The sequence below is a fragment of the Planococcus sp. PAMC 21323 genome, from assembly GCF_000785555.1.
In the GTDB taxonomy this organism is placed as follows: Bacteria; Bacillota; Bacilli; order Bacillales_A; family Planococcaceae; genus Planococcus.
The window spans coordinates 1,360,943-1,379,244 of the sequence record NZ_CP009129.1; the positions used below are offsets into that span (position 1 = coordinate 1,360,943).

Here is an 18,302-nt window from a genome sequence, read left to right on the forward strand (position 1 = left end):
CTAAAAAAGAGGCGGTTATACTATGGGGGAACAAGGAGGCGGCCTTTGTTCAAGGCAAAACTGGAGGTGGACATGCAATCAATTATCGAGCGCCGCTGTGTTGACCTTTTGCATGATGCGGCAAAAAATGGCACAACAGACATCCACATCAAACCCGAACCATCCTGCTACACCGTTACTTATCGCTCGTTCCAAAACTTGCGACAAGTAAAACAACTCCCCTTTGATTTGGGTGATCGCATGATTGCTTATTTCAAATACCTGTCCCTTTTAGATATGAGTGAAAAGAGAAAACCCCAAACTGGTTCTTTTCAACTTACCATCAACGACTTATCCCATTATTTTCGAATTTCAACCTTACCTTCTGTATTAACTAAAGAAAGCATTGTGATCCGAATTATGCCTGATGATGCCGCGCAATCAATCCATCAGTTGGCAGCATTTCGTGACTCTGCTCGACTTTTAGAGAATTTATCAGAAGCGTCTCAAGGGCTAATTTTGTTTACAGGTCCTACCGGATGTGGTAAATCAACGACTTTGTATTCGTTGTTGAAACATTGTTCGGACAAGTTAAATCGAAACATTATCACACTTGAAGATCCAGTAGAGCGCAAAAACCAATCAATCTTGCAAATCCAGGTAAATGAAAAAGCGGGACTTAGTTATGCTACGGGGCTTAAAGCAATTCTTCGTCATGATCCAGATATTATTATGATCGGTGAAATACGTGATGCTGAAACGGCTCAAATAGCAGTGCGTGCTGCTTTAACGGGACATTTAGTGTTCTCAACAATTCATGCCAGGCATTCCGTAGGATGTTTGCATCGTTTAAACGACCTCGGTATATCTTTTGAAGACATGACTCAAACTTTGGTGGCAATATCTGCTCAAAAAATTATTCCAATGTTTTTAGATCTTGAACAAACTGTGCCTAGTCACCGCGCTCTTTATGAAATTCTGGACGGCGAACGATTAGAAGAGGCGTTAATGTCCGCTCAACAGAAAAAAATATATTCATTACCAAGTCATTTGTCCTTTGCTGGTCAAGTTCGGGAAGGAGTGAAAATCGGTGCGATTGAGCCTTCCTACGCGCTCAAACAAGATTCGCCTTCGTGACCGCGAACAATTTTTGACGCGTTTATCGGTACTAATGAAAGAGGGGTATTTGCTGCCAGTCGCGTTAAGCCTTTTATTGCCGATGCATACTTCAAAGCTAGAAGAAGCATTGGCTGGCATTACGGCTATTTTAAAAGAAGGTGGCCGTGCAGCAGAAATACTAAAATTTTTAGGGTTTAAAGATCATGTGTTGTTTCCAGTTGAAATTGCTGAATCCCACGGTCGATTGGCAGAATCAATTGACAGCATTGCTAAAAGTTTTGCGCGAACAGAGCGGGTGCAAAAAAAGTTGAAAAATATTTTAATCTATCCAGTATCTTTATTAATTTTTACATCTATCTTATTTTTGTTTTTCCGAACAAGCTATGTACCAAATCTGACGGAAATGATGAAATCGATGCAAACTGGGGATGAAGCTTCGGGTGTGCCTGCTTATTTATTGAGTTTGCCTGATTTTTTTATCGCTATTTTTGCTAGTATCGCTTTGTCAGTGTACGTGTACAGTCAACTATTAAAAAAGTTAACAGTAGATCGGCAAATCAATTGGCTCTTGTCGGTTCCTATTATCCGCAGTTTTATGAGACTGTATTGGTCGCATTTACTGGCACGTGAGCTCGGTACTTTATTGCATAGTGGAATTTCAATGCAAGAATCATTGGATTTGTTACAACGGCAAAGCTACCACCGAATTATTCAATTTATGGCACACCTGTCTCATAAAGAGTTAATGATGGGACAAAGTTTTTCTAGGTCGTTAGAACATGTTGCGTTCGTTTCTAAAGATATGCCCGCATTTGTACAACATGGTGAAATGATAGGATATTTAGGAAAAGAGCTTCTTCTTTATAGTGAAGTACTAATGGAACAAATTGAACAGCAAACGCAGCAATTGCTGCGAATCATTCAACCAAGCTTTTTTGTTATGATCGCTATTTGCATTATCGGTGCTTATTTGGCGATTTTAATGCCAATGTATAACTTAGTTCATACCATTTAAGGAGGAAAAATATGCGTTTATTAAAAAATCAAAGAGGATTTACGTTGATCGAGATGTTGATTGTTATGCTAATCATTACGGTGTTAATTGCTATTGCGATACCAAATGTCACTAAGCAATCTTCTGCAGTTGAAGAAAAAGGTTGCAAAGCATTTGTACAAATGGTGCAAGGTCAAGTCGAGTCCTACCGAATGGATAGGAAAGCCATTCCTACCATGTCGGATCTAACTGACGGTGAATATTTAAAAACAGGTGAAACAAATTGTCCAAATGGGGACGTCGTGACCATTTCGGCTACAGGAGTCGTTAGTTCTGCAAAACCTTAACGAAAAAGGATTTACATTGTTGGAAATGTTACTAGTACTTTCTGTATTAGTAACAATTTCTACAATTTCAGTGTCTGGCTATCGCTCTGTTACAACTCATCAAGAAGAGCAACGCTTTTTTGAAGTTCTTCAACAAGATATCTATTTTGCGCAAAGCCAAAGCTATGCGTTAAAAAAGACCGCAAAAGTGGTGTTTCGAGAAAGTAAGGGAACTTATGAAATCTACACAGACCTTCAGTCGGTAATGGTTTCCCGCAAATTACCTCAATCGGTTCAATTGATGAAAACGAGCAACTTAACAGAAATTCATTTTAATTCTAGTGGTTCTGTAGTTCTATCGGGAACTTTCCGGTTTTCTACATCTAGTGGAGATAAAACGCTAGTGGTCCACCTCGGGGTAGGGAGAGTGGTGTTTTCTGGATGAACAAGGCATGTCGTGGGCAGAAACAATGTTGAGTTTGATTATGGTGTTTATTCTTTTTGGCAGCTTATTGCCGATGATGATTGGAATTCAGCATAGCCTACAAGTCAAGAAAGAACGGGTTAGCGCATTTGAAACTTTACATGAAGCAGCACGTGAAATAAGTGCTACAGGAAAGTTGCAAGGGCAACGGTCAGTCAATAACATTTTCTATAGCTGGGAAATGGATGAAAAGCTTTGTGTAGAATACGTAGATTATAAAGATCAGCAGCGACGTATATGCATCGAGTAAAGCGGCTAGATGAAAATGGGTTTTCTTTTTTAACATCGATTTTTGATTTGATGGTGTTAATGACGATACTGCCATTAATCGTTTTGTTTTTTAATTTTTCAATCAATTTTAAACAAGACTTAGACCCTCACCGGGCAGAGTGGCAATTATTCGTTATTGATTTGCAGAGCTATCTGCATCGCAGTGATTCTATCGAAATCATTAATGGAGGAAGTGGAATTCGAGTTGTTCAAAGAGGTGAGGAATTTGATATTGAACTCTACACTGATATGATGCGCAAGCAAAAAAGTAGGAAAGGGCATGAAGTGATGTTAACACGAGTGAATCAGTGCAGCTTTTCGTTAGAAGGCAATATATTGAACATACGGACCAGTTTTTTTTCGGGTAACGTAGAAGAGGCAGAATATGTATTTACAAAACCACCTGAATGAGAAAGGTGCCATTTATCCAATCACGATTGTCTTTTTTATGTCCGCTCTCTTGGTGTTATCCCATACTTTGATGCTTTATTCTATTCAATATAAAACATACGATGGTTTGGAAAATACGCATAGACATGCTACGATACTATTACTGACAGAAATAGAGCAAAAATAAATACCTGAGTAGAGGTAAGTATCGGGTGGTAGGATGAATAGAATATATTTGATTGGATTTATGGGCTGCGGAAAAAGCGCGGTCGGCAGGAGGTTAAGCTTTCTGCTGAAACTGCCTTTCTATGACATGGATAAAGAGATTGTTCGTCAGACAGGGATGACGATTCCTGAAATTTTTGAGCAGCATGGCGAAAAATATTTTAGGGATTTAGAAACGCAATTTTTGCAAAATTTTAAAAATGATTATTGCATCATCTCTACAGGTGGTGGAGTAACCATGCGTAAAGAAAATCAAAAAATCATGAGAAATACAGGGTTGGTGATGTTTTTAGATGCACCATTCCGTGAAATTTGGCGAAGGATTCACCGGGATCCCAATCGGCCGATTGTCCGTCAATCGACTCGTGAAGAAATTGAAGCGTTGCATAAAGCGCGTTACCGGGATTATAAACAAACGGCACATATTACGATTCGAACCGAATTTCGTACTTTACGACAAATAACACAATATGCTGCATTTCAAGTGAATCGGCTAAAAAGCGAACGTTTTGATTTGAATTAATCAATTCGTTCGCTTTTTATCCTCTTAAAGAAAAAAGATTGCGCTTTCTAGTGAACAATGTTAGGATATATTCAAAGTTATACTATTCTGTATAACGGATTGGACCAATCAATTTTGATTTGGGCGGATGATTGTACGAGGAGAGAATGCGAAAGCGTCGCCGAAGGAGCAAATAACAAAAGTTATGAATCTCTCAGGCAAAAAGACTCGTACAGGACGCATCTCTGGAGAATGCTGCTTGTCAGCTACCAACGAGGAAAGCCATCATTATGGTAAACTTTCAGGTTCCAGGACAGAGATTTCCCTTTAAAGGGAAATCTCTGTCCTTTTTTCGTGTCCACATAGCCGGCCGAAAAGATTTGTAAAATGAGGAGGAAAATCATTGGCACAGTTAAAGCGTACACCTCTTTTTGAAACTTATTCAAAATACGGTGGCAAAACAATTGATTTTGGTGGTTGGGAATTGCCTGTGCAATTTTCGAGCATTAAAGAAGAACATGAGGCGGTCAGAACAAAAGCAGGACTTTTTGATGTATCGCATATGGGTGAAATCTTCGTTACAGGAACAGACAGTTTAGACTACCTCCAGCATCTCGTTACAAATGATGTATCCAAAATTCAAGATGGCCAAGCGCAATATACGGCGATGTGCTATGAAGACGGCGGCACTGTAGATGATCTTTTAGTTTATAAAATAGCAGACCAGCATTATTTATTAGTTGTAAATGCATCCAATATCGAAAAAGATTTCGAGTGGATGGAAGCATCAAAAACTGGTGATGTTACATTAGAAAACGCATCTGAACGCTATGGCTTGTTGGCGTTGCAAGGTCCTTTGTCTGAACAAGTACTTCAACGTTTAACAGATGAAGATCTTTCAACGATTAAACCTTTCCGTTTTAAAAATGATGTAGTAGTAGCAGGGCAACAAGTAATTTTATCTCGCACAGGTTATACGGGCGAAAACGGCTTTGAAATTTATGCAGCTCCTGAAACATTAGTCGCATTGTGGGAAAAAATCCTAACAGAAGGTGAACCGGAAGGCATTTTACCAGTAGGACTTGGCGCGCGTGATACGCTTCGCTTTGAAGCTTGTCTTGCTTTATATGGACAAGAATTATCAAAAGATATCACGCCACTTGAAGCGGGTATCAATTTTGTTGTGAAATTGAAAAAAGAACAAGATTTTCTTGGCAAAAAAGCATTGGCTGCTCAAAAAGAAGCAGGAGTGCCACGTAAACTAGTAGGCATTGAAATGATTGATAAAGGCATACCGCGACATGGTTATCCTGTTTATATTGGTGATCAACAAATTGGTGAAGTAACAACCGGTACGCAATCACCAACATTGAAGAAAAATATCGGACTGGCTTTAGTTTCAAGTGAATACGCTGAACTTGGAATCGAATTAGAAGTTGAAATTCGCAATAAGCGACTAAAAGCGAAAACAGTAGAAACACCATTTTATAAACGATCCAACTAATTTAACTTGAAAAGGGGACATCACTCCATGAAGCATCGCTATTTACCAATGACAACTCAAGATGAAAAAGAAATGCTGGAAACAATCGGTATCGATTCAATTGATGAATTATTTTCGGATATTCCGGAAAAAGTTCGTTTTAGAGGCGAATACAATATTAAAGCAGCTAAATCAGAGTCTTCATTGACAAAAGAATTGGCTCAAATTGCGGCTAAAAATGCAGACACGAACCGCTATGCTTCATTTTTAGGTGCAGGCGTTTATGATCATTACAAACCGATTATCGTAGATCATGTCATTTCGCGCTCTGAGTTTTACACAGCGTATACACCGTACCAACCAGAAATTTCTCAAGGTGAATTGCAAGCTATTTTTGAGTTCCAAACAATGATTAGTGAATTAACAGGTATGGATATTGCCAACTCATCTATGTACGATGGTGGAACAGCTCTTGCTGAGGCGGGGATGCTTGCTGCAGGACACACGAAACGAAAGAAAATTTTAGTGTCACGCGCAGTTCATCCGGAATCTCGTGACGTTGTTCGCACTTACGCACTTGGTCAGTCGATTGATGTTATCGAAATTCCATTAAAAGATGGGCATACCGATTTAGATGCGCTAAAAGAAATGATGGATGACAATGTTGCAACTGTGATGATTCAATATCCTAACTTTTTTGGTCAAGTTGAAAACTTAAAAGAAATTGAGCCAATTGTTCACGGGTCTGGCGCATTGCTTTCCGTTTCTTCAAATCCACTAGCACTTGGTGCACTTACTGCTCCGGGTCAATTAGGTGCGGACATTACTGTTGGAGATGCACAGCCTTTCGGTATCCCTGAAGCATACGGCGGTCCTCACTGTGGTTACTTCGCGGTTACTAAAAAGTTAATGCGTAAAGTTCCAGGTCGTCTTGTAGGGGAAACGACGGATGAAGAAGGTCGTCGTGGATTTGTATTAACATTGCAAGCGCGCGAACAACATATTCGACGTGATAAAGCAACTTCTAATATTTGTTCGAACCAAGCATTGAACGCATTAGCGGCATCTGTTGCTATGACAGCACTTGGTAAAGTCGGCACACAAGAAATCGCGAAACAAAACATTGTAAAGACGCATTATATGAAACAACAATTGAAAAAAGCTGGATTTGAAATTGTTTTTGAAGGTGCCCATTTCAATGAAATTGTGATTAAAACAAAAGAAACTGTAAAGCAATTAAATGATCGTTTGTTCGAAAAAGATATGATTGGCGGCTATGATCTTGGATTAAGCTATGACGAATTCCAAAATCATATGCTTGTTGCGGTTACTGAACAACGGACAAAAGAAGAAATCGATGCATTCGTGCAGGAAATTGCTGTGAAAGTACAGGAAGTGGGGGCTACTCATGCATAAGGACAACCAAGCGCTAATTTTTGAAATGACGAAAGAAGGCCGCGTCGGCTACAGCTTGCCGACACTTGATGTACCAGAAATAGACTTGAGCGAACTGTTACCAGCTGATTTGATCCGTACAGAAGCAGCTGAATTACCTGAAGTATCGGAACTTGATATTATGCGTCATTACACAGCGTTATCTAACCGTAACCATGGTGTAGATTCAGGTTTCTATCCATTAGGATCGTGTACGATGAAATACAACCCGAAAATCAACGAATCTGTTGCGCGTTTCCCAGGATTTGCTAATATTCATCCGTTACAAGATGAAAAAACAGTTCAAGGAGCTCTTGAATTGATGTTTGATCTGCAAGAGCATTTAAAAGAAATTACAGGCATGGACGAAGTGACATTGCAGCCAGCTGCAGGTGCGCACGGCGAATGGACTGGCTTAATGATGATCCGCGCTTACCACGAGTCTCGTGGCGACTTCAAACGGACGAAAGTCATTGTTCCAGATTCGGCACACGGTACAAACCCTGCTTCAGCAACTGTTGCTGGATTTGAAACCGTTACTGTAAAATCGAGTGACCAAGGACTTGTCGACTTAGAAGATTTGAAACGCGTTGTTGGAGACGACACAGCTGCTTTAATGCTTACAAATCCGAATACACTTGGCTTGTTTGAAGAACAAATTTTAGAAATGGCTGCAATTATTCACGAAGTGGGCGGGAAATTGTATTATGACGGCGCCAACTTAAACGCTGTTATGTCAAAAGCGCGTCCAGGAGATATGGGCTTTGATGTGGTTCACTTGAATTTGCACAAAACGTTCACTGGACCTCACGGCGGTGGTGGACCCGGATCTGGTCCAGTTGGTGTGAAAAAAGATTTAATGCCTTATTTGCCAAAACCTATATTGGTTAAAAAAGATGAAGCGTATACGTTTGACTACGATCGTCCAGAATCAATCGGTCGTGTAAAACCGTTCTATGGTAACTTTGGAATTAACGTACGTGCATATACGTACATTCGCTCTATGGGACCAGATGGTTTGAAAGCTGTTACAGAATACGCGGTATTAAACGCTAACTACATGATGCGTAGATTGCAACCCCATTTCGATTTGCCGTACGATCGTCATTGCAAGCATGAATTCGTTTTGAGCGGTCGTCGTCAGAAAAAACTCGGTGTTCGGACGTTAGATATGGCAAAACGCTTACTTGACTTTGGCTATCATCCACCAACAATCTACTTCCCATTAAATGTAGAAGAAGGCATGATGATTGAACCAACAGAAACCGAATCAAAAGAAACATTGGATGCTTTTATTGACGCGATGATTCAAATTGCGAAAGAAGTAGAAGAAAATCCGGAAATCGTTCAAAATGCACCGCACACGACGGTAATCAATCGTTTAGATGAAACAAAAGCAGCACGTAAACCTGTGCTTCGTTACTACAAAGCAGAATAAAGTCGAAAAGACGTGTTGGCCAAATTGGCTTACACGTCTTTTCGTTAAAGAAGCTGGTAAAAATAGTTATAAGAAATTCAAAGTAGTAAAACATCCTAATACGTCTCTGAACAGTTTTTAATCGACCTGAATATCATATGTCATAAATATAGAAAAAACCCTTCCAGCAATGTGTGGAAGGGTTTTAAAGCTTAGTTTTTAGATTTGATTTTGCCAGTCCATTGTTTGAACCCGCCTTGCAATTGGAACAATTGGATATAGCCTTTTTTCTTTAAGAAAATGGCAACCCGTCCGCTGCGTGCTCCGTTTTGGTCATACAAATAGACTGGTTTGTCTTCGCGGATTTCTTTGTAGCGCTGACGTAATTGTGATTGTGGAATATTACGTGCGCCAAGAATATGTCCCGCTGCAAAATCTTTTGGCTCGCGAACATCAATTAATTGTGCTTTGCGGTAGCCCTCGATAAATTGTTCTTGTGTCAAGTTCGTGACAGCTTTTTTTATACGGAAATACGAAATTACCGCATAAATGATGATTGCCAATAGTACTGCGATCGTAATGTACAAAAATTCCAATGATCTTGCCCCTTTCTCATCTTCTTTTATTATAAGAGAAGAGATGACGGATATTCAATGCCAATGTTACACTAATTATCGGAAATAGGAGGCGATCTTGTGAAATATCCAAAATGGATGTTTATAAATTCAGGTGAATGCAGCCCCTCTTTTAATATGGCGCTCGATGAAGCCTTATTAAATTGGCATAGCGAAGGGCTTATTCCGCCGGTGATTCGATTTTATGGTTGGATGCCTGCTGCCCTATCAATTGGTTATTTTCAAAAAGTAGAAAAAGAAATTGATATGGAAGCTGTCGAGCGTTTGGGGCTAGGCTTTGTCCGCCGTCCTACAGGAGGCAGAGGGGTTCTGCATGAACACGAACTTACATATAGCATAATTGTTAGCGAAGCTTATCCGAATATGCCAGAAACTGTGACAGAAGCTTATCGTGTACTAAGCGAGGGTTTACTAGAAGGTTTTAGAAATTTGGATTTAGATGCCTATTTTTCGGTACCAGATACAGAAGACAAGCGTGCTGACTTAAAAAAACCAAAATCAGCTGTTTGTTTTGATGCACCAAGTTGGTATGAAATGGTCGTTGAAGGAAAAAAAGTAGCTGGCAGTGCTCAAACACGCCAAAAAGGTGTTATTCTTCAACACGGTGCAATTTTAATCGACTTGGATGCTGAAAAGCTCTTGTCGGTTTTTAAATTTCAAAATGAAGAAGCAAAAGAGCGCATGCGCGTCAAAATTCCTGAAAAAGCAGTAGCGATCAATTCGCTACGTGCAAATCCTGCAACTGCAGAAGAATGTGCAGTGGCGTTTAAAGCTGGATTCGAGCAAGCCTTGTCAATTGAGTTAGAGCCCTACGTATTGACAGACCAGCAACTTGCTGATGTCAAGGCATTAGAACAAAAAAAATATGCCAATTCTGAATGGAATTTTCGCGTGTAGTGTCTTTAGTCTTATTTTTTTGAGTTCACGCGTTAAAAACCTTGATAAATAGAGCTTTTTAAAGTGTTTGGAATTTTCATCAGAAACTTGTTATTGAAAACAAGTTTCAATATGTAGTATGATGGGAATCGAAGTAATACTATATATAGTATCCGACTCCATATATCACAAAGGAGGAATTGTCAAATGGTATCAGCCACACAATCCCAGTATTCATTAAACTCACAAGCTTTAAATGAGGATATTCAGACGTTTCCTCAAGTGCACAAAATTACACCAGATATGAAGTTAACGCACAAAGGGGTATCTCGCCTTGTAATGATTGATCGCTATTCATTTAAGGATACGGAGAAAAAGACTCTTAAAGCAGGCGACTTTGTTGTTTTAACTGTTAAAGAAGATCCGAAATTCCCAGCTCGTGGCCTTGGTTATATTGTGTCTATTGATACACAAGCCAATAAAGCAAAAGTTTGGATTGAAGAAGATTACAGAAGTGCAATCGACAATCCTGGGGAACAAGAAGCAGGCATCGTTAATCGCCCAATCGACGTGATTGAAAAGCCGATGGAAGTGTTCTACGAGCAGATTGCGAAACGCAATGCTACCGGATTAGCTTCTGTAGAAACAACACCTGAAAAGCGTAAAGAATGGTTCGAAAAGTTTTATCAGCAATTGGTTGGATTGAAATTTATTCCGGCTGGGCGCGTTCTTTACGGAGCAGGAGCCGATACAGATGTAACATATTTCAACTGCTACGTAATGCCGTTTGTAGCAGATTCGCGCGAAGGAATTTCGGATCACCGTAAACAAGTGATGGAAATCATGAGTCGCGGAGGCGGTGTTGGAACAAACGGATCAACGCTTCGTCCTCGTAATACATTAGCTCGTGGAGTTAATGGCAAATCATCAGGATCAGTATCTTGGTTGGACGATATTGCGAAATTAACACATCTTGTAGAACAAGGTGGATCAAGACGTGGTGCTCAAATGATCATGCTTGCAGATTGGCATCCAGATATCGCAGAATTCATCATTTCAAAAATGCAAAACCCACGTATTTTGCGTTATTTGATCGAAAACACACAGGATGAGACAATTAAAAAATTGGCTCACGACAAATTGAAATTTAAAGCATTGTCTTCCCAAGAAGAAGCAATGTACCAAGGTATCTTAAACTATCGGACAATCCCAGGTATGGGTGGATTTAACGAGAAAATCATGCGCGATGCTGAAACGAAATTGCGTGACGGCGGTACCTATTCTGTTCACAACGAAGAGTTTTTAACAGGTGCCAATATTTCTGTAACATTAACAAGTGATTTCATGACAGCTGTTGAAAACGATGAGGATTTCGACTTACGTTTCCCAGCCGTTGAGTCTTACTCAAAAGATGAAATGGCTATTTATAATGAAAAATGGCAAGAAGTTGGTGATGTTCGTGAGTGGGAAAGCATGGGTCATGGTGTCCGTGTGTACCGCACGATGAAAGCGCGCGAACTATGGAACTTGATCAACATTTGTGCAACTTATTCAGCAGAACCAGGTATTTTCTTTATCGATAATGCAAATGAAAAAACAAACGCTGCAGCCTATGGTCAAAAAGTGGTTGCAACTAACCCTTGTGGCGAACAACCATTAGCACCTTATTCAGTTTGTAACTTGGCTGCGGTCAACTTGGCGCAATTTGCTGATCCAAAAACAAAAAAAGTTGATTTTGAAAGCTTGAAAGAAACAGTACGCGTAGGTGTCCGCATGCAAGACAACGTGATTGACGCAACACCATATTTCCTTGAAGAAAACCAAGTACAAGCACTTGGCGAACGCCGGGTAGGTCTTGGAGTTATGGGATTAGCTGATTTGCTAATTTACTGTGACAAAGAATATGGTTCACCAGAAGGTAACGAACTTGTAGATGAAATTTTCAAGACGATTGCTACTGCAGCATACGAAGTTTCAACTGACTTAGCAGCAGAACGTGGCAGCTTCCCATTCTTAGTTGGGAATACAGATGAAGAAACTGCGGCACTTCGCAAAGCGTTTACTGAAACTGGATTTATGCAAGGCATGCCTGAACATGTTCGCGAAGCAGTTCTTGAAAAAGGAATTCGCAACTCGCATCTATTAACAGTAGCTCCAACAGGATCTACCGGTACGATGGTTGGCGTTTCGACAGGACTTGAACCTTACTATTCGTTCACTTACTACCGTAGCGGTCGCCTTGGTAAATTTATCGAAGTTAAAGCTGATATTGTTCGTGAATATCTGAAGAACAACCCTCAAGCTGACGAAGAAAATCTGCCAAAAGCATTTGTGACATCGATGGACTTAGCGCCAGAAGCACACGCAGATGTTCAGTGTATCATCCAGCGTTGGATCGACTCTTCTATCTCGAAAACAGTAAATGCACCTCGAGGCTATACAGTTGAGCAAGTAGAAGGTGTTTATGAGCGTTTGTATAAAGGTGGAGCAAAAGGTGGTACGGTTTATGTTGATGGCAGCCGTGATTCACAAGTTCTAACTTTAAAAGCTGAAGATAATAATTTCGAAGAAGAAGAACACCAAGAAGATACTGGAAAGCGTCCGATTGTTTTGATCGACACAATCCAAGATCTTCGTTCAACGAATGTGACAATCGGTTCTGAAGTGGGCGATACTTGCCCAGTTTGCCGAAAAGGAACAGTTGAAGAAATGGGTGGCTGCAATACATGTACGAATTGCAATGCTCAATTAAAGTGTGGATTGTAATATAATGAGCGCGGTGGCTAATTAGCCATCGCGTTTTTTGTATTCCATTCAAAAAGCGCCGCTTCGGCAAGTCGCCTTAAGCCTGTCGGTTCTATACAGGTGCATTCGCTTTCTTTTAGTCTAGCTCATGCACCTAGAACCTCGGGGTCTTAAGTCAACTAGCCTATGCGGCAAAAAACGCCGCTTTGGCAAGTCGCCTTAAGCCCGTCGGTTCTATACAGGTGCATTCGCTTTCTTTTATAGTTGCTCGATTGTTCCGATATGTTAAAATAATTAAGAATGTATAAGGGGAAGGGGAAAGTTGAATGCGTGTGCTGATCTTGAACGGTCCGAATTTAAACCGCTTGGGCAAACGGGAAAAAGAAGCGTATGGAACGTTCACATTAGAAGAGCTAGAACAAGATCTTGTGGAATTTTCATATCATCATCATATTGAATTGATTTGTCGGCAGTCAAACCATGAAGGCGAATTGATCGACTGGATTCACGGGGCAGGCGATGAAGGCTTATCGGGAATTGTCTTAAATGCGGGTGCATATACACATACAAGCATTGCGATACGAGATGCGATTGCGGCAATCCAAGTTCCTGTAATTGAAGTACATATATCGAATGTTCACAAAAGAGAAGAATTCCGACACCATTCTTATATTTCTCCCGTAACAATCGGACAAATTGTTGGATTTGGCCAAGATGTCTACAAACTGGCGCTCCACGCGCTACTATTAAAACAAGAGAGAGGCTGACTATATTGAAACTCCAAAAATTACGCAACGAAATGAAACAACGCGAAGTAGAAGCTTTGCTTGTTACAAGCCCATATAATTTGCGCTACATTACAGAATTTACTGGGACAGCAGGATTAGCAATCGTCACACAACAAAAAGCTGTTTTCATTACTGATTTTCGTTATACAGAACAAGCTGGAGAGCAAGTAAAGGAATTTAAAGTGATTCAAGCAGAAAAAAATCTAATGGATGAAGTGGTGAAAACGGTCAAATCCATGGATATCCAAACACTTGCTTTTGAACAAGATTATATGACTTATGCTTCGGCTACACAGTATAAGGAAAAATTAGATTGCAATCTAGAACCTATTAGCAATTTGATTGAAAAAATCCGCATGGTGAAAACAGCAGAAGAAGTATCAGTACTAAAAGACGCGGCTAAAATTGCAGATGATGCATTCGAGCATATTTGTGGTTTTATTCGCCCTGGATTGACAGAACTCGAAGTTTCTAATGAGTTGGAGTTTTTCATGAGACAACAAGGTGCAACTTCTTCAAGCTTTGACATCATTGTAGCTTCAGGATTGCGTTCTGCATTGCCACACGGTGTAGCGACAGACAAAGTCATCGAACAAGGCGACATGATTACCCTGGATTTTGGTGCTCTATATAATGGTTATATTTCAGATATTACCCGTACAGTCGCTGTAGGCGAACCGTCAGAGCAATTGAAAGAAATTTATGCTATTGTATTAAAGGCACAAGAACTAGGTGTGGAGAAAATTGGTCCGGGAATGAGCGGCATTGAAGCGGATGCCATTGCGCGTGATTACATTAAGTCCAAGGGATATGGCGAAGCATTTGGTCACTCGACAGGGCATGGTATCGGATTAGAAGTCCATGAAAGTCCAGGCTTGTCTTTCAAATCAGAAACAATTTTGGAACCGGGTATGGCTGTGACGGTTGAACCAGGAATTTATCTGCAAGGAATTGGCGGAGTACGTATCGAAGATGATATACTGATAACCGAGTCAGGAAATGAACGGTTAACTCACTCCACAAAAGAGCTTCGCATTTTATAACAAACGGAGGAACTATAATGATTTCAGTAAACGATTTTAAAACAGGTGTTACAATTGAAGTAGACGGCGGAATTTGGCGCGTTATGGAATTCCAACACGTTAAACCAGGTAAAGGCGCTGCATTCGTGCGCTCGAAACTTCGTAATCTACGTACAGGAAGTGTCACTGAAAAGACATTCCGTGCAGGTGAAAAAGTTGCAAAAGCACAAATCGATAACGCTAAAATGCAGTATTTATATGCTAATGGAGATATGCACGCATTTATGGACATGGAAACTTATGATCAGATCGAGTTGCCTGAAAAAAATATTGAATACGAATTGAAGTTTCTACAAGAAAATATGGAAGTTCAAGTAATTCAGTTCCAAGGTGAAGTGCTAGGTGTTGAATTGCCAAATACGGTCGTTTTAGAAGTAGTTGAAACAGATCCAGGTATTAAAGGCGATACAGCTAGCGGCGGTTCTAAACCAGCGAAACTATCGACTGGATTGTCTGTTCAAGTACCATTTTTCATTAACGAAGGCGATAAATTGATCGTTAACACGACTGATTCTTCTTACGTTTCTAGAGCACAATAATAACAAAAGGCCTCTTCTATATAGAGGCCTTTTTTAAAAAGGCAGATTAGCTATTTCAAAATAGCCTGAAAAAGTCTAAAATGGTATAGAAATCAGTTAAATACATATTAGGGGAGTATGATGAAAATGAAAATCCAAGAAATCCGCGAAATTATTAAATTGGTAGATGGGTCATCTATTGATGAATTTTCTTATGAGTTTGAAGGCGTTAAAGTAAAAATGAAGAAAAATGGTACGGGTCAAACTCAGCAAACAAGTTCTTCAACTGACCAAACAACACAAGTTCAAAAAGCTGTAGAAACTAATGCACCAGCACCAACAAAAGAACCAGAAGTAGAGACTTTGGTATCTACTGAGTCACCAGAAATTTCGCCTGAAAACAATGTAGATTTCCACAAAATCCTTTCGCCGATGGTTGGGACATTTTATGAGTCTCCATCACCTGATGAAGCAGCTTACGTTCAAGTAGGAACAAAAGTTTCTGCTGATCACGTAGTTTGTATCGTTGAAGCAATGAAATTATTTAACGAAATCGAAGCAGAAGTAGATGGGGAAATTGCTGAGATTCTTGTAAAAGATGGTCAACTTGTCGAATACGGCCAGCCTTTATTCCTCGTGAAAGCAAACTGAGGAAAGGGGAGATAGCAATGAAAACGATGAAAAAAGTGTTGATTGCAAACCGCGGAGAAATCGCAGTTCGAATTATCCGTGCTTGTAAAGAAATGGATATCGAAACGGTTGCAGTATACTCAGAAGCTGATAAAGAAGCACTTCATGTTGAACTTGCGGATGAAGCGTATTGCATCGGTCCAAAATTATCGAAAGACAGCTATTTAAATTTTTCTAATATCATGTCAGTTGCTAAATTGACAAATTGTGATGGCATCCATCCAGGTTACGGATTTTTAGCAGAGAATGCGAGTTTTGCTGAACTTTGCGAAGCATGCGATATTATGTTTATTGGTCCAACTGCAGACGCTATTTCGCGTATGGGTACTAAAGACGTAGCGCGTGAGACGATGCGTAAAGCAGGAGTTCCAGTCGTTCCAGGTTCTACAGGGATCGTTGCAAGCGAAGAAGACGGCTTAAAGATTGCAGATGAAATTGGCTTTCCTGTTATTATCAAAGCCACAGCAGGTGGTGGAGGTAAAGGCATCCGTGTAGCGCGTACACGTGAAGATTTCGTCACTGGATTGAAAATGACACAAAAAGAAGCAGCAGCTGCATTTGGTAATCCTGGGGTTTATATCGAGAAGTTTATCGAAGATTTCCGCCATATCGAAATCCAAGTACTTGCTGACTCACATGGCAATGCCATTCACTTAGGTGAGCGTGATTGTTCTATTCAGCGTCGTATGCAAAAACTTCTTGAGGAAGCGCCTTCACCGGCATTGTCTCCAGAGCTACGTGCAGAGATGGGCGAAGCTGCTGTAAAAGCTGCATTAGCAGTTAACTACCGCGGTGCAGGAACTGTAGAATTTATTTTTGACGCTGTTAATCAAAAGTTTTACTTTATGGAAATGAATACACGTATTCAAGTTGAACATCCTGTAACAGAAATGATTACTGGAATTGATTTGATCCAACAACAATTAAGAGTGGCTTCTGGTGAGACATTAGCTTATAAGCAAGAAGATGTAACATTCAAAGGCTGGTCTATTGAATGCCGGATCAATGCAGAAAACCCAGCTAAAAACTTTATGCCTTCAGCAGGTAGAGTCGAAATGTACTTGCCACCAGGTGGTATGGGTGTGAGAGTTGATTCTGCTATGTATTCTGGTTACACAATTCCGCCGTATTACGATTCGATGGTAGCGAAACTGATTACATTTGCCGATACACGCGAAGAAGCAGTAGCAAAAATGAAACGTGCATTAAATGAATTTGTAATTGAAGGCGTGTTTACAACGATTCCATTCCATTCGAAGTTGATGGATCACGAAGTATTTAAATCAGGAGATTTCAATACGAAATTCCTTGAAAAATACGACGTATTGGGATCTTAAGGAGGAGCTTTTTAAATGGCAGAAAAAACAGCACCTTATTTACGTATGAAATCACACGGAGCACAAGACTTGGGGAATATCGAAGTCGCTCCAGAAGTATTGGAAATTATTGCGAGTATTGCAGCAACGGATATTGAAGGGGTTGCTAGTATGCGTGGGAACTTTGCCTCTGGCGTTGTAGAACGTTTAGGAAAAAAAGTTCACGGTAAAGGCATTAAAACCGAATTATCAGAAGACGGATTGGCGATTGATGTGTATTGTGTCATCAATTACGGTGTTTCCATTCCTAAAACCGCTTTAAAAATTCAAGAGCAGGTTCGTCAAACGCTTGAAAATATGACATCACTTCAAACGCAAGAAGTAAACGTTCATATAACAGGTGTCCATTTCGAGTCTCAAACATCAGAATAGCCAGTAAGGCTGTCCTAGAGTCCTTAAAAGACTCCTGGACAGCCTTCTCTTTGTTTATGTGTGCAAACCCCAAAATATTCCTATAACTAGAGGCGGCTTTGAGTGCTATTCGTTATTATTGACCGAACATTTCAAACATGGAAGTTCTACCGGAATACCTGTATAATGAGGGGTAATTAGCTGTGAAAAGGAGACCGGATAACTTATGAAACGACACGAAGCACGCGAAAAAGCGCTTCAGACCTTATTTCAATTAGAAGGCACTGAATTAACCATCGATGAGGCAATGGATCATGTGATGGCTGGAGAAAATGATAATTTTTATGACCTATTGGTACAAGGCACATATACCAATATGGCGACAATTGATGAGAAATTAGTTGGTCATCTTGAAAACTGGTCAATTGAACGTTTGCCTAAAATTGAACGTACAATTCTTCGCATGGCGATCTTTGAATTAGATTATATGGAAGATGCACCAGCGCGTGTGGTAATGAATGAAGCAATTGAACTATGTAAAACATTCGGAGATGATAAATCTAGTCGATTTGTTAACGGAGTTTTATCGAAGTTTACGGACGAAACAGCAAATTAATT

At 40.1% G+C, this 18,302-nt stretch carries 20 protein-coding genes and 1 riboswitch; of the genes, 19 read left to right on the forward strand and 1 reads right to left on the reverse strand.

Annotated elements, in window-relative coordinates:
• Positions 1 to 45: 45 nt before the first annotated feature.
• The 10 genes from comGA (at position 46) to gcvPB (ending at position 8,644) form a co-directional block, all read left to right on the forward strand.
• Positions 46 to 1,116: a competence type IV pilus ATPase ComGA gene (comGA, locus tag PLANO_RS06910; protein ID WP_231554758.1), complete on the forward strand. Its 1,071-nt coding sequence runs from the start codon at positions 46 to 48 to the stop codon at positions 1,114 to 1,116.
• Positions 1,070 to 2,113, forward strand: coding sequence for a competence type IV pilus assembly protein ComGB (gene comGB, locus PLANO_RS06915; RefSeq protein WP_038703733.1), 1,044 nt, complete (start codon positions 1,070 to 1,072; stop codon positions 2,111 to 2,113). The genes comGA and comGB overlap by 47 nt, the downstream gene beginning before the upstream one ends.
• A gap of 11 nt (positions 2,114 to 2,124) precedes the next feature.
• Complete coding sequence (comGC, locus tag PLANO_RS06920) at positions 2,125 to 2,439, forward strand: competence type IV pilus major pilin ComGC (RefSeq protein ID WP_038703734.1); 315 nt, start codon at positions 2,125 to 2,127, stop codon at positions 2,437 to 2,439.
• Positions 2,426 to 2,863 carry a competence type IV pilus minor pilin ComGD gene (gene comGD, locus PLANO_RS06925; RefSeq protein ID WP_269429600.1) on the forward strand — a complete coding sequence of 146 codons (438 nt, stop codon included), beginning with the start codon at positions 2,426 to 2,428 and terminating at the stop codon, positions 2,861 to 2,863. The genes comGC and comGD overlap by 14 nt, the downstream gene beginning before the upstream one ends.
• A gap of 7 nt (positions 2,864 to 2,870) precedes the next feature.
• Positions 2,871 to 3,152: a hypothetical protein gene (locus PLANO_RS06930; protein WP_231554759.1), complete on the forward strand. Its 282-nt coding sequence runs from the start codon at positions 2,871 to 2,873 to the stop codon at positions 3,150 to 3,152.
• Positions 3,140 to 3,583, forward strand: coding sequence for a competence type IV pilus minor pilin ComGF (comGF, locus tag PLANO_RS06935; RefSeq protein ID WP_038703736.1), 444 nt, complete (start codon positions 3,140 to 3,142; stop codon positions 3,581 to 3,583). The genes PLANO_RS06930 and comGF overlap by 13 nt, the downstream gene beginning before the upstream one ends.
• A gap of 199 nt (positions 3,584 to 3,782) precedes the next feature.
• Complete coding sequence (locus PLANO_RS06945) at positions 3,783 to 4,310, forward strand: shikimate kinase (protein WP_038703738.1); 528 nt, start codon at positions 3,783 to 3,785, stop codon at positions 4,308 to 4,310.
• Positions 4,311 to 4,437: 127 nt separating this feature from the next.
• Positions 4,438 to 4,529, forward strand: a riboswitch (glycine riboswitch).
• 163 nt (positions 4,530 to 4,692) lie between these two features.
• Entirely contained in the window at positions 4,693 to 5,793 is a 1,101-nt protein-coding gene (gcvT, locus tag PLANO_RS06950; protein WP_038703739.1) for a glycine cleavage system aminomethyltransferase GcvT, read from the forward strand.
• Between the two features lie 27 nt (positions 5,794 to 5,820).
• Positions 5,821 to 7,188: an aminomethyl-transferring glycine dehydrogenase subunit GcvPA gene (gene gcvPA, locus PLANO_RS06955; protein ID WP_038703740.1), complete on the forward strand. Its 1,368-nt coding sequence runs from the start codon at positions 5,821 to 5,823 to the stop codon at positions 7,186 to 7,188.
• Positions 7,181 to 8,644, forward strand: coding sequence for an aminomethyl-transferring glycine dehydrogenase subunit GcvPB (gene gcvPB, locus PLANO_RS06960; RefSeq protein WP_038703741.1), 1,464 nt, complete (start codon positions 7,181 to 7,183; stop codon positions 8,642 to 8,644). Before gcvPA ends, gcvPB begins: the two co-directional genes overlap by 8 nt.
• 191 nt (positions 8,645 to 8,835) lie before the next feature.
• Here gcvPB and PLANO_RS06965 read toward each other — a convergent pair whose 3' ends face one another.
• Positions 8,836 to 9,219 (reverse strand): rhodanese-like domain-containing protein, encoded by a 384-nt coding sequence (locus PLANO_RS06965; protein ID WP_038703743.1) that lies wholly within the window; start codon positions 9,217 to 9,219, stop codon positions 8,836 to 8,838.
• A gap of 156 nt (positions 9,220 to 9,375) precedes the next feature.
• On the opposite strand from PLANO_RS06965, the gene PLANO_RS06970 reads away from it, so the two are divergent.
• The 9 genes from PLANO_RS06970 (at position 9,376) to nusB (ending at position 18,300) form a co-directional block, all read left to right on the forward strand.
• On the forward strand, positions 9,376 to 10,155 hold the full coding sequence (locus tag PLANO_RS06970) for a lipoate--protein ligase family protein (RefSeq protein WP_052124363.1): 780 nt from the start codon (positions 9,376 to 9,378) through the stop codon (positions 10,153 to 10,155).
• A 186-nt stretch (positions 10,156 to 10,341) separates the two neighbouring features.
• Positions 10,342 to 12,900 (forward strand): vitamin B12-dependent ribonucleotide reductase, encoded by a 2,559-nt coding sequence (locus PLANO_RS06975; RefSeq protein WP_038703744.1) that lies wholly within the window; start codon positions 10,342 to 10,344, stop codon positions 12,898 to 12,900.
• A 305-nt stretch (positions 12,901 to 13,205) separates the two neighbouring features.
• Positions 13,206 to 13,646: a type II 3-dehydroquinate dehydratase gene (gene aroQ / locus PLANO_RS06980; protein WP_038703745.1), complete on the forward strand. Its 441-nt coding sequence runs from the start codon at positions 13,206 to 13,208 to the stop codon at positions 13,644 to 13,646.
• 2 nt (positions 13,647 to 13,648) lie between these two features.
• Entirely contained in the window at positions 13,649 to 14,710 is a 1,062-nt protein-coding gene (locus PLANO_RS06985; RefSeq protein ID WP_269429601.1) for a M24 family metallopeptidase, read from the forward strand.
• 17 nt (positions 14,711 to 14,727) lie between these two features.
• Complete coding sequence (gene efp / locus PLANO_RS06990; protein ID WP_038703747.1) at positions 14,728 to 15,288, forward strand: elongation factor P; 561 nt, start codon at positions 14,728 to 14,730, stop codon at positions 15,286 to 15,288.
• A gap of 126 nt (positions 15,289 to 15,414) precedes the next feature.
• Positions 15,415 to 15,918: an acetyl-CoA carboxylase biotin carboxyl carrier protein gene (accB, locus tag PLANO_RS06995; RefSeq protein ID WP_038705398.1), complete on the forward strand. Its 504-nt coding sequence runs from the start codon at positions 15,415 to 15,417 to the stop codon at positions 15,916 to 15,918.
• Positions 15,919 to 15,944: 26 nt separating this feature from the next.
• Positions 15,945 to 17,294, forward strand: a complete 1,350-nt coding sequence (gene accC / locus PLANO_RS07000; RefSeq protein ID WP_038705399.1) for an acetyl-CoA carboxylase biotin carboxylase subunit — start codon at positions 15,945 to 15,947, stop codon at positions 17,292 to 17,294.
• A 15-nt stretch (positions 17,295 to 17,309) separates the two neighbouring features.
• Positions 17,310 to 17,705 (forward strand): Asp23/Gls24 family envelope stress response protein, encoded by a 396-nt coding sequence (locus PLANO_RS07005; RefSeq protein ID WP_038703748.1) that lies wholly within the window; start codon positions 17,310 to 17,312, stop codon positions 17,703 to 17,705.
• A gap of 205 nt (positions 17,706 to 17,910) precedes the next feature.
• On the forward strand, positions 17,911 to 18,300 hold the full coding sequence (gene nusB / locus PLANO_RS07010; protein ID WP_038703749.1) for a transcription antitermination factor NusB: 390 nt from the start codon (positions 17,911 to 17,913) through the stop codon (positions 18,298 to 18,300).
• Positions 18,301 to 18,302 lie beyond the last annotated feature (2 nt).

Coding starts and splice junctions, on each gene's coding strand:
- accB (WP_038705398.1), top strand. CDS start 15,415: ATGAAAATCCAAGAAATCCGCGAAATTATTAAATTGGTAGATGGGTCA.
- PLANO_RS06930 (WP_231554759.1), top strand. CDS start 2,871: ATGTCGTGGGCAGAAACAATGTTGAGTTTGATTATGGTGTTTATTCTT.
- PLANO_RS06970 (WP_052124363.1), top strand. CDS start 9,376: ATGGCGCTCGATGAAGCCTTATTAAATTGGCATAGCGAAGGGCTTATT.
- PLANO_RS06975 (WP_038703744.1), top strand. CDS start 10,342: ATGGTATCAGCCACACAATCCCAGTATTCATTAAACTCACAAGCTTTA.
- nusB (WP_038703749.1), top strand. CDS start 17,911: ATGAAACGACACGAAGCACGCGAAAAAGCGCTTCAGACCTTATTTCAA.
- comGC (WP_038703734.1), top strand. CDS start 2,125: ATGCGTTTATTAAAAAATCAAAGAGGATTTACGTTGATCGAGATGTTG.
- PLANO_RS07005 (WP_038703748.1), top strand. CDS start 17,310: ATGGCAGAAAAAACAGCACCTTATTTACGTATGAAATCACACGGAGCA.
- gcvPA (WP_038703740.1), top strand. CDS start 5,821: ATGAAGCATCGCTATTTACCAATGACAACTCAAGATGAAAAAGAAATG.
- gcvPB (WP_038703741.1), top strand. CDS start 7,181: ATGCATAAGGACAACCAAGCGCTAATTTTTGAAATGACGAAAGAAGGC.
- PLANO_RS06945 (WP_038703738.1), top strand. CDS start 3,783: ATGAATAGAATATATTTGATTGGATTTATGGGCTGCGGAAAAAGCGCG.
- accC (WP_038705399.1), top strand. CDS start 15,945: ATGAAAAAAGTGTTGATTGCAAACCGCGGAGAAATCGCAGTTCGAATT.
- efp (WP_038703747.1), top strand. CDS start 14,728: ATGATTTCAGTAAACGATTTTAAAACAGGTGTTACAATTGAAGTAGAC.
- comGF (WP_038703736.1), top strand. CDS start 3,140: ATGCATCGAGTAAAGCGGCTAGATGAAAATGGGTTTTCTTTTTTAACA.
- aroQ (WP_038703745.1), top strand. CDS start 13,206: ATGCGTGTGCTGATCTTGAACGGTCCGAATTTAAACCGCTTGGGCAAA.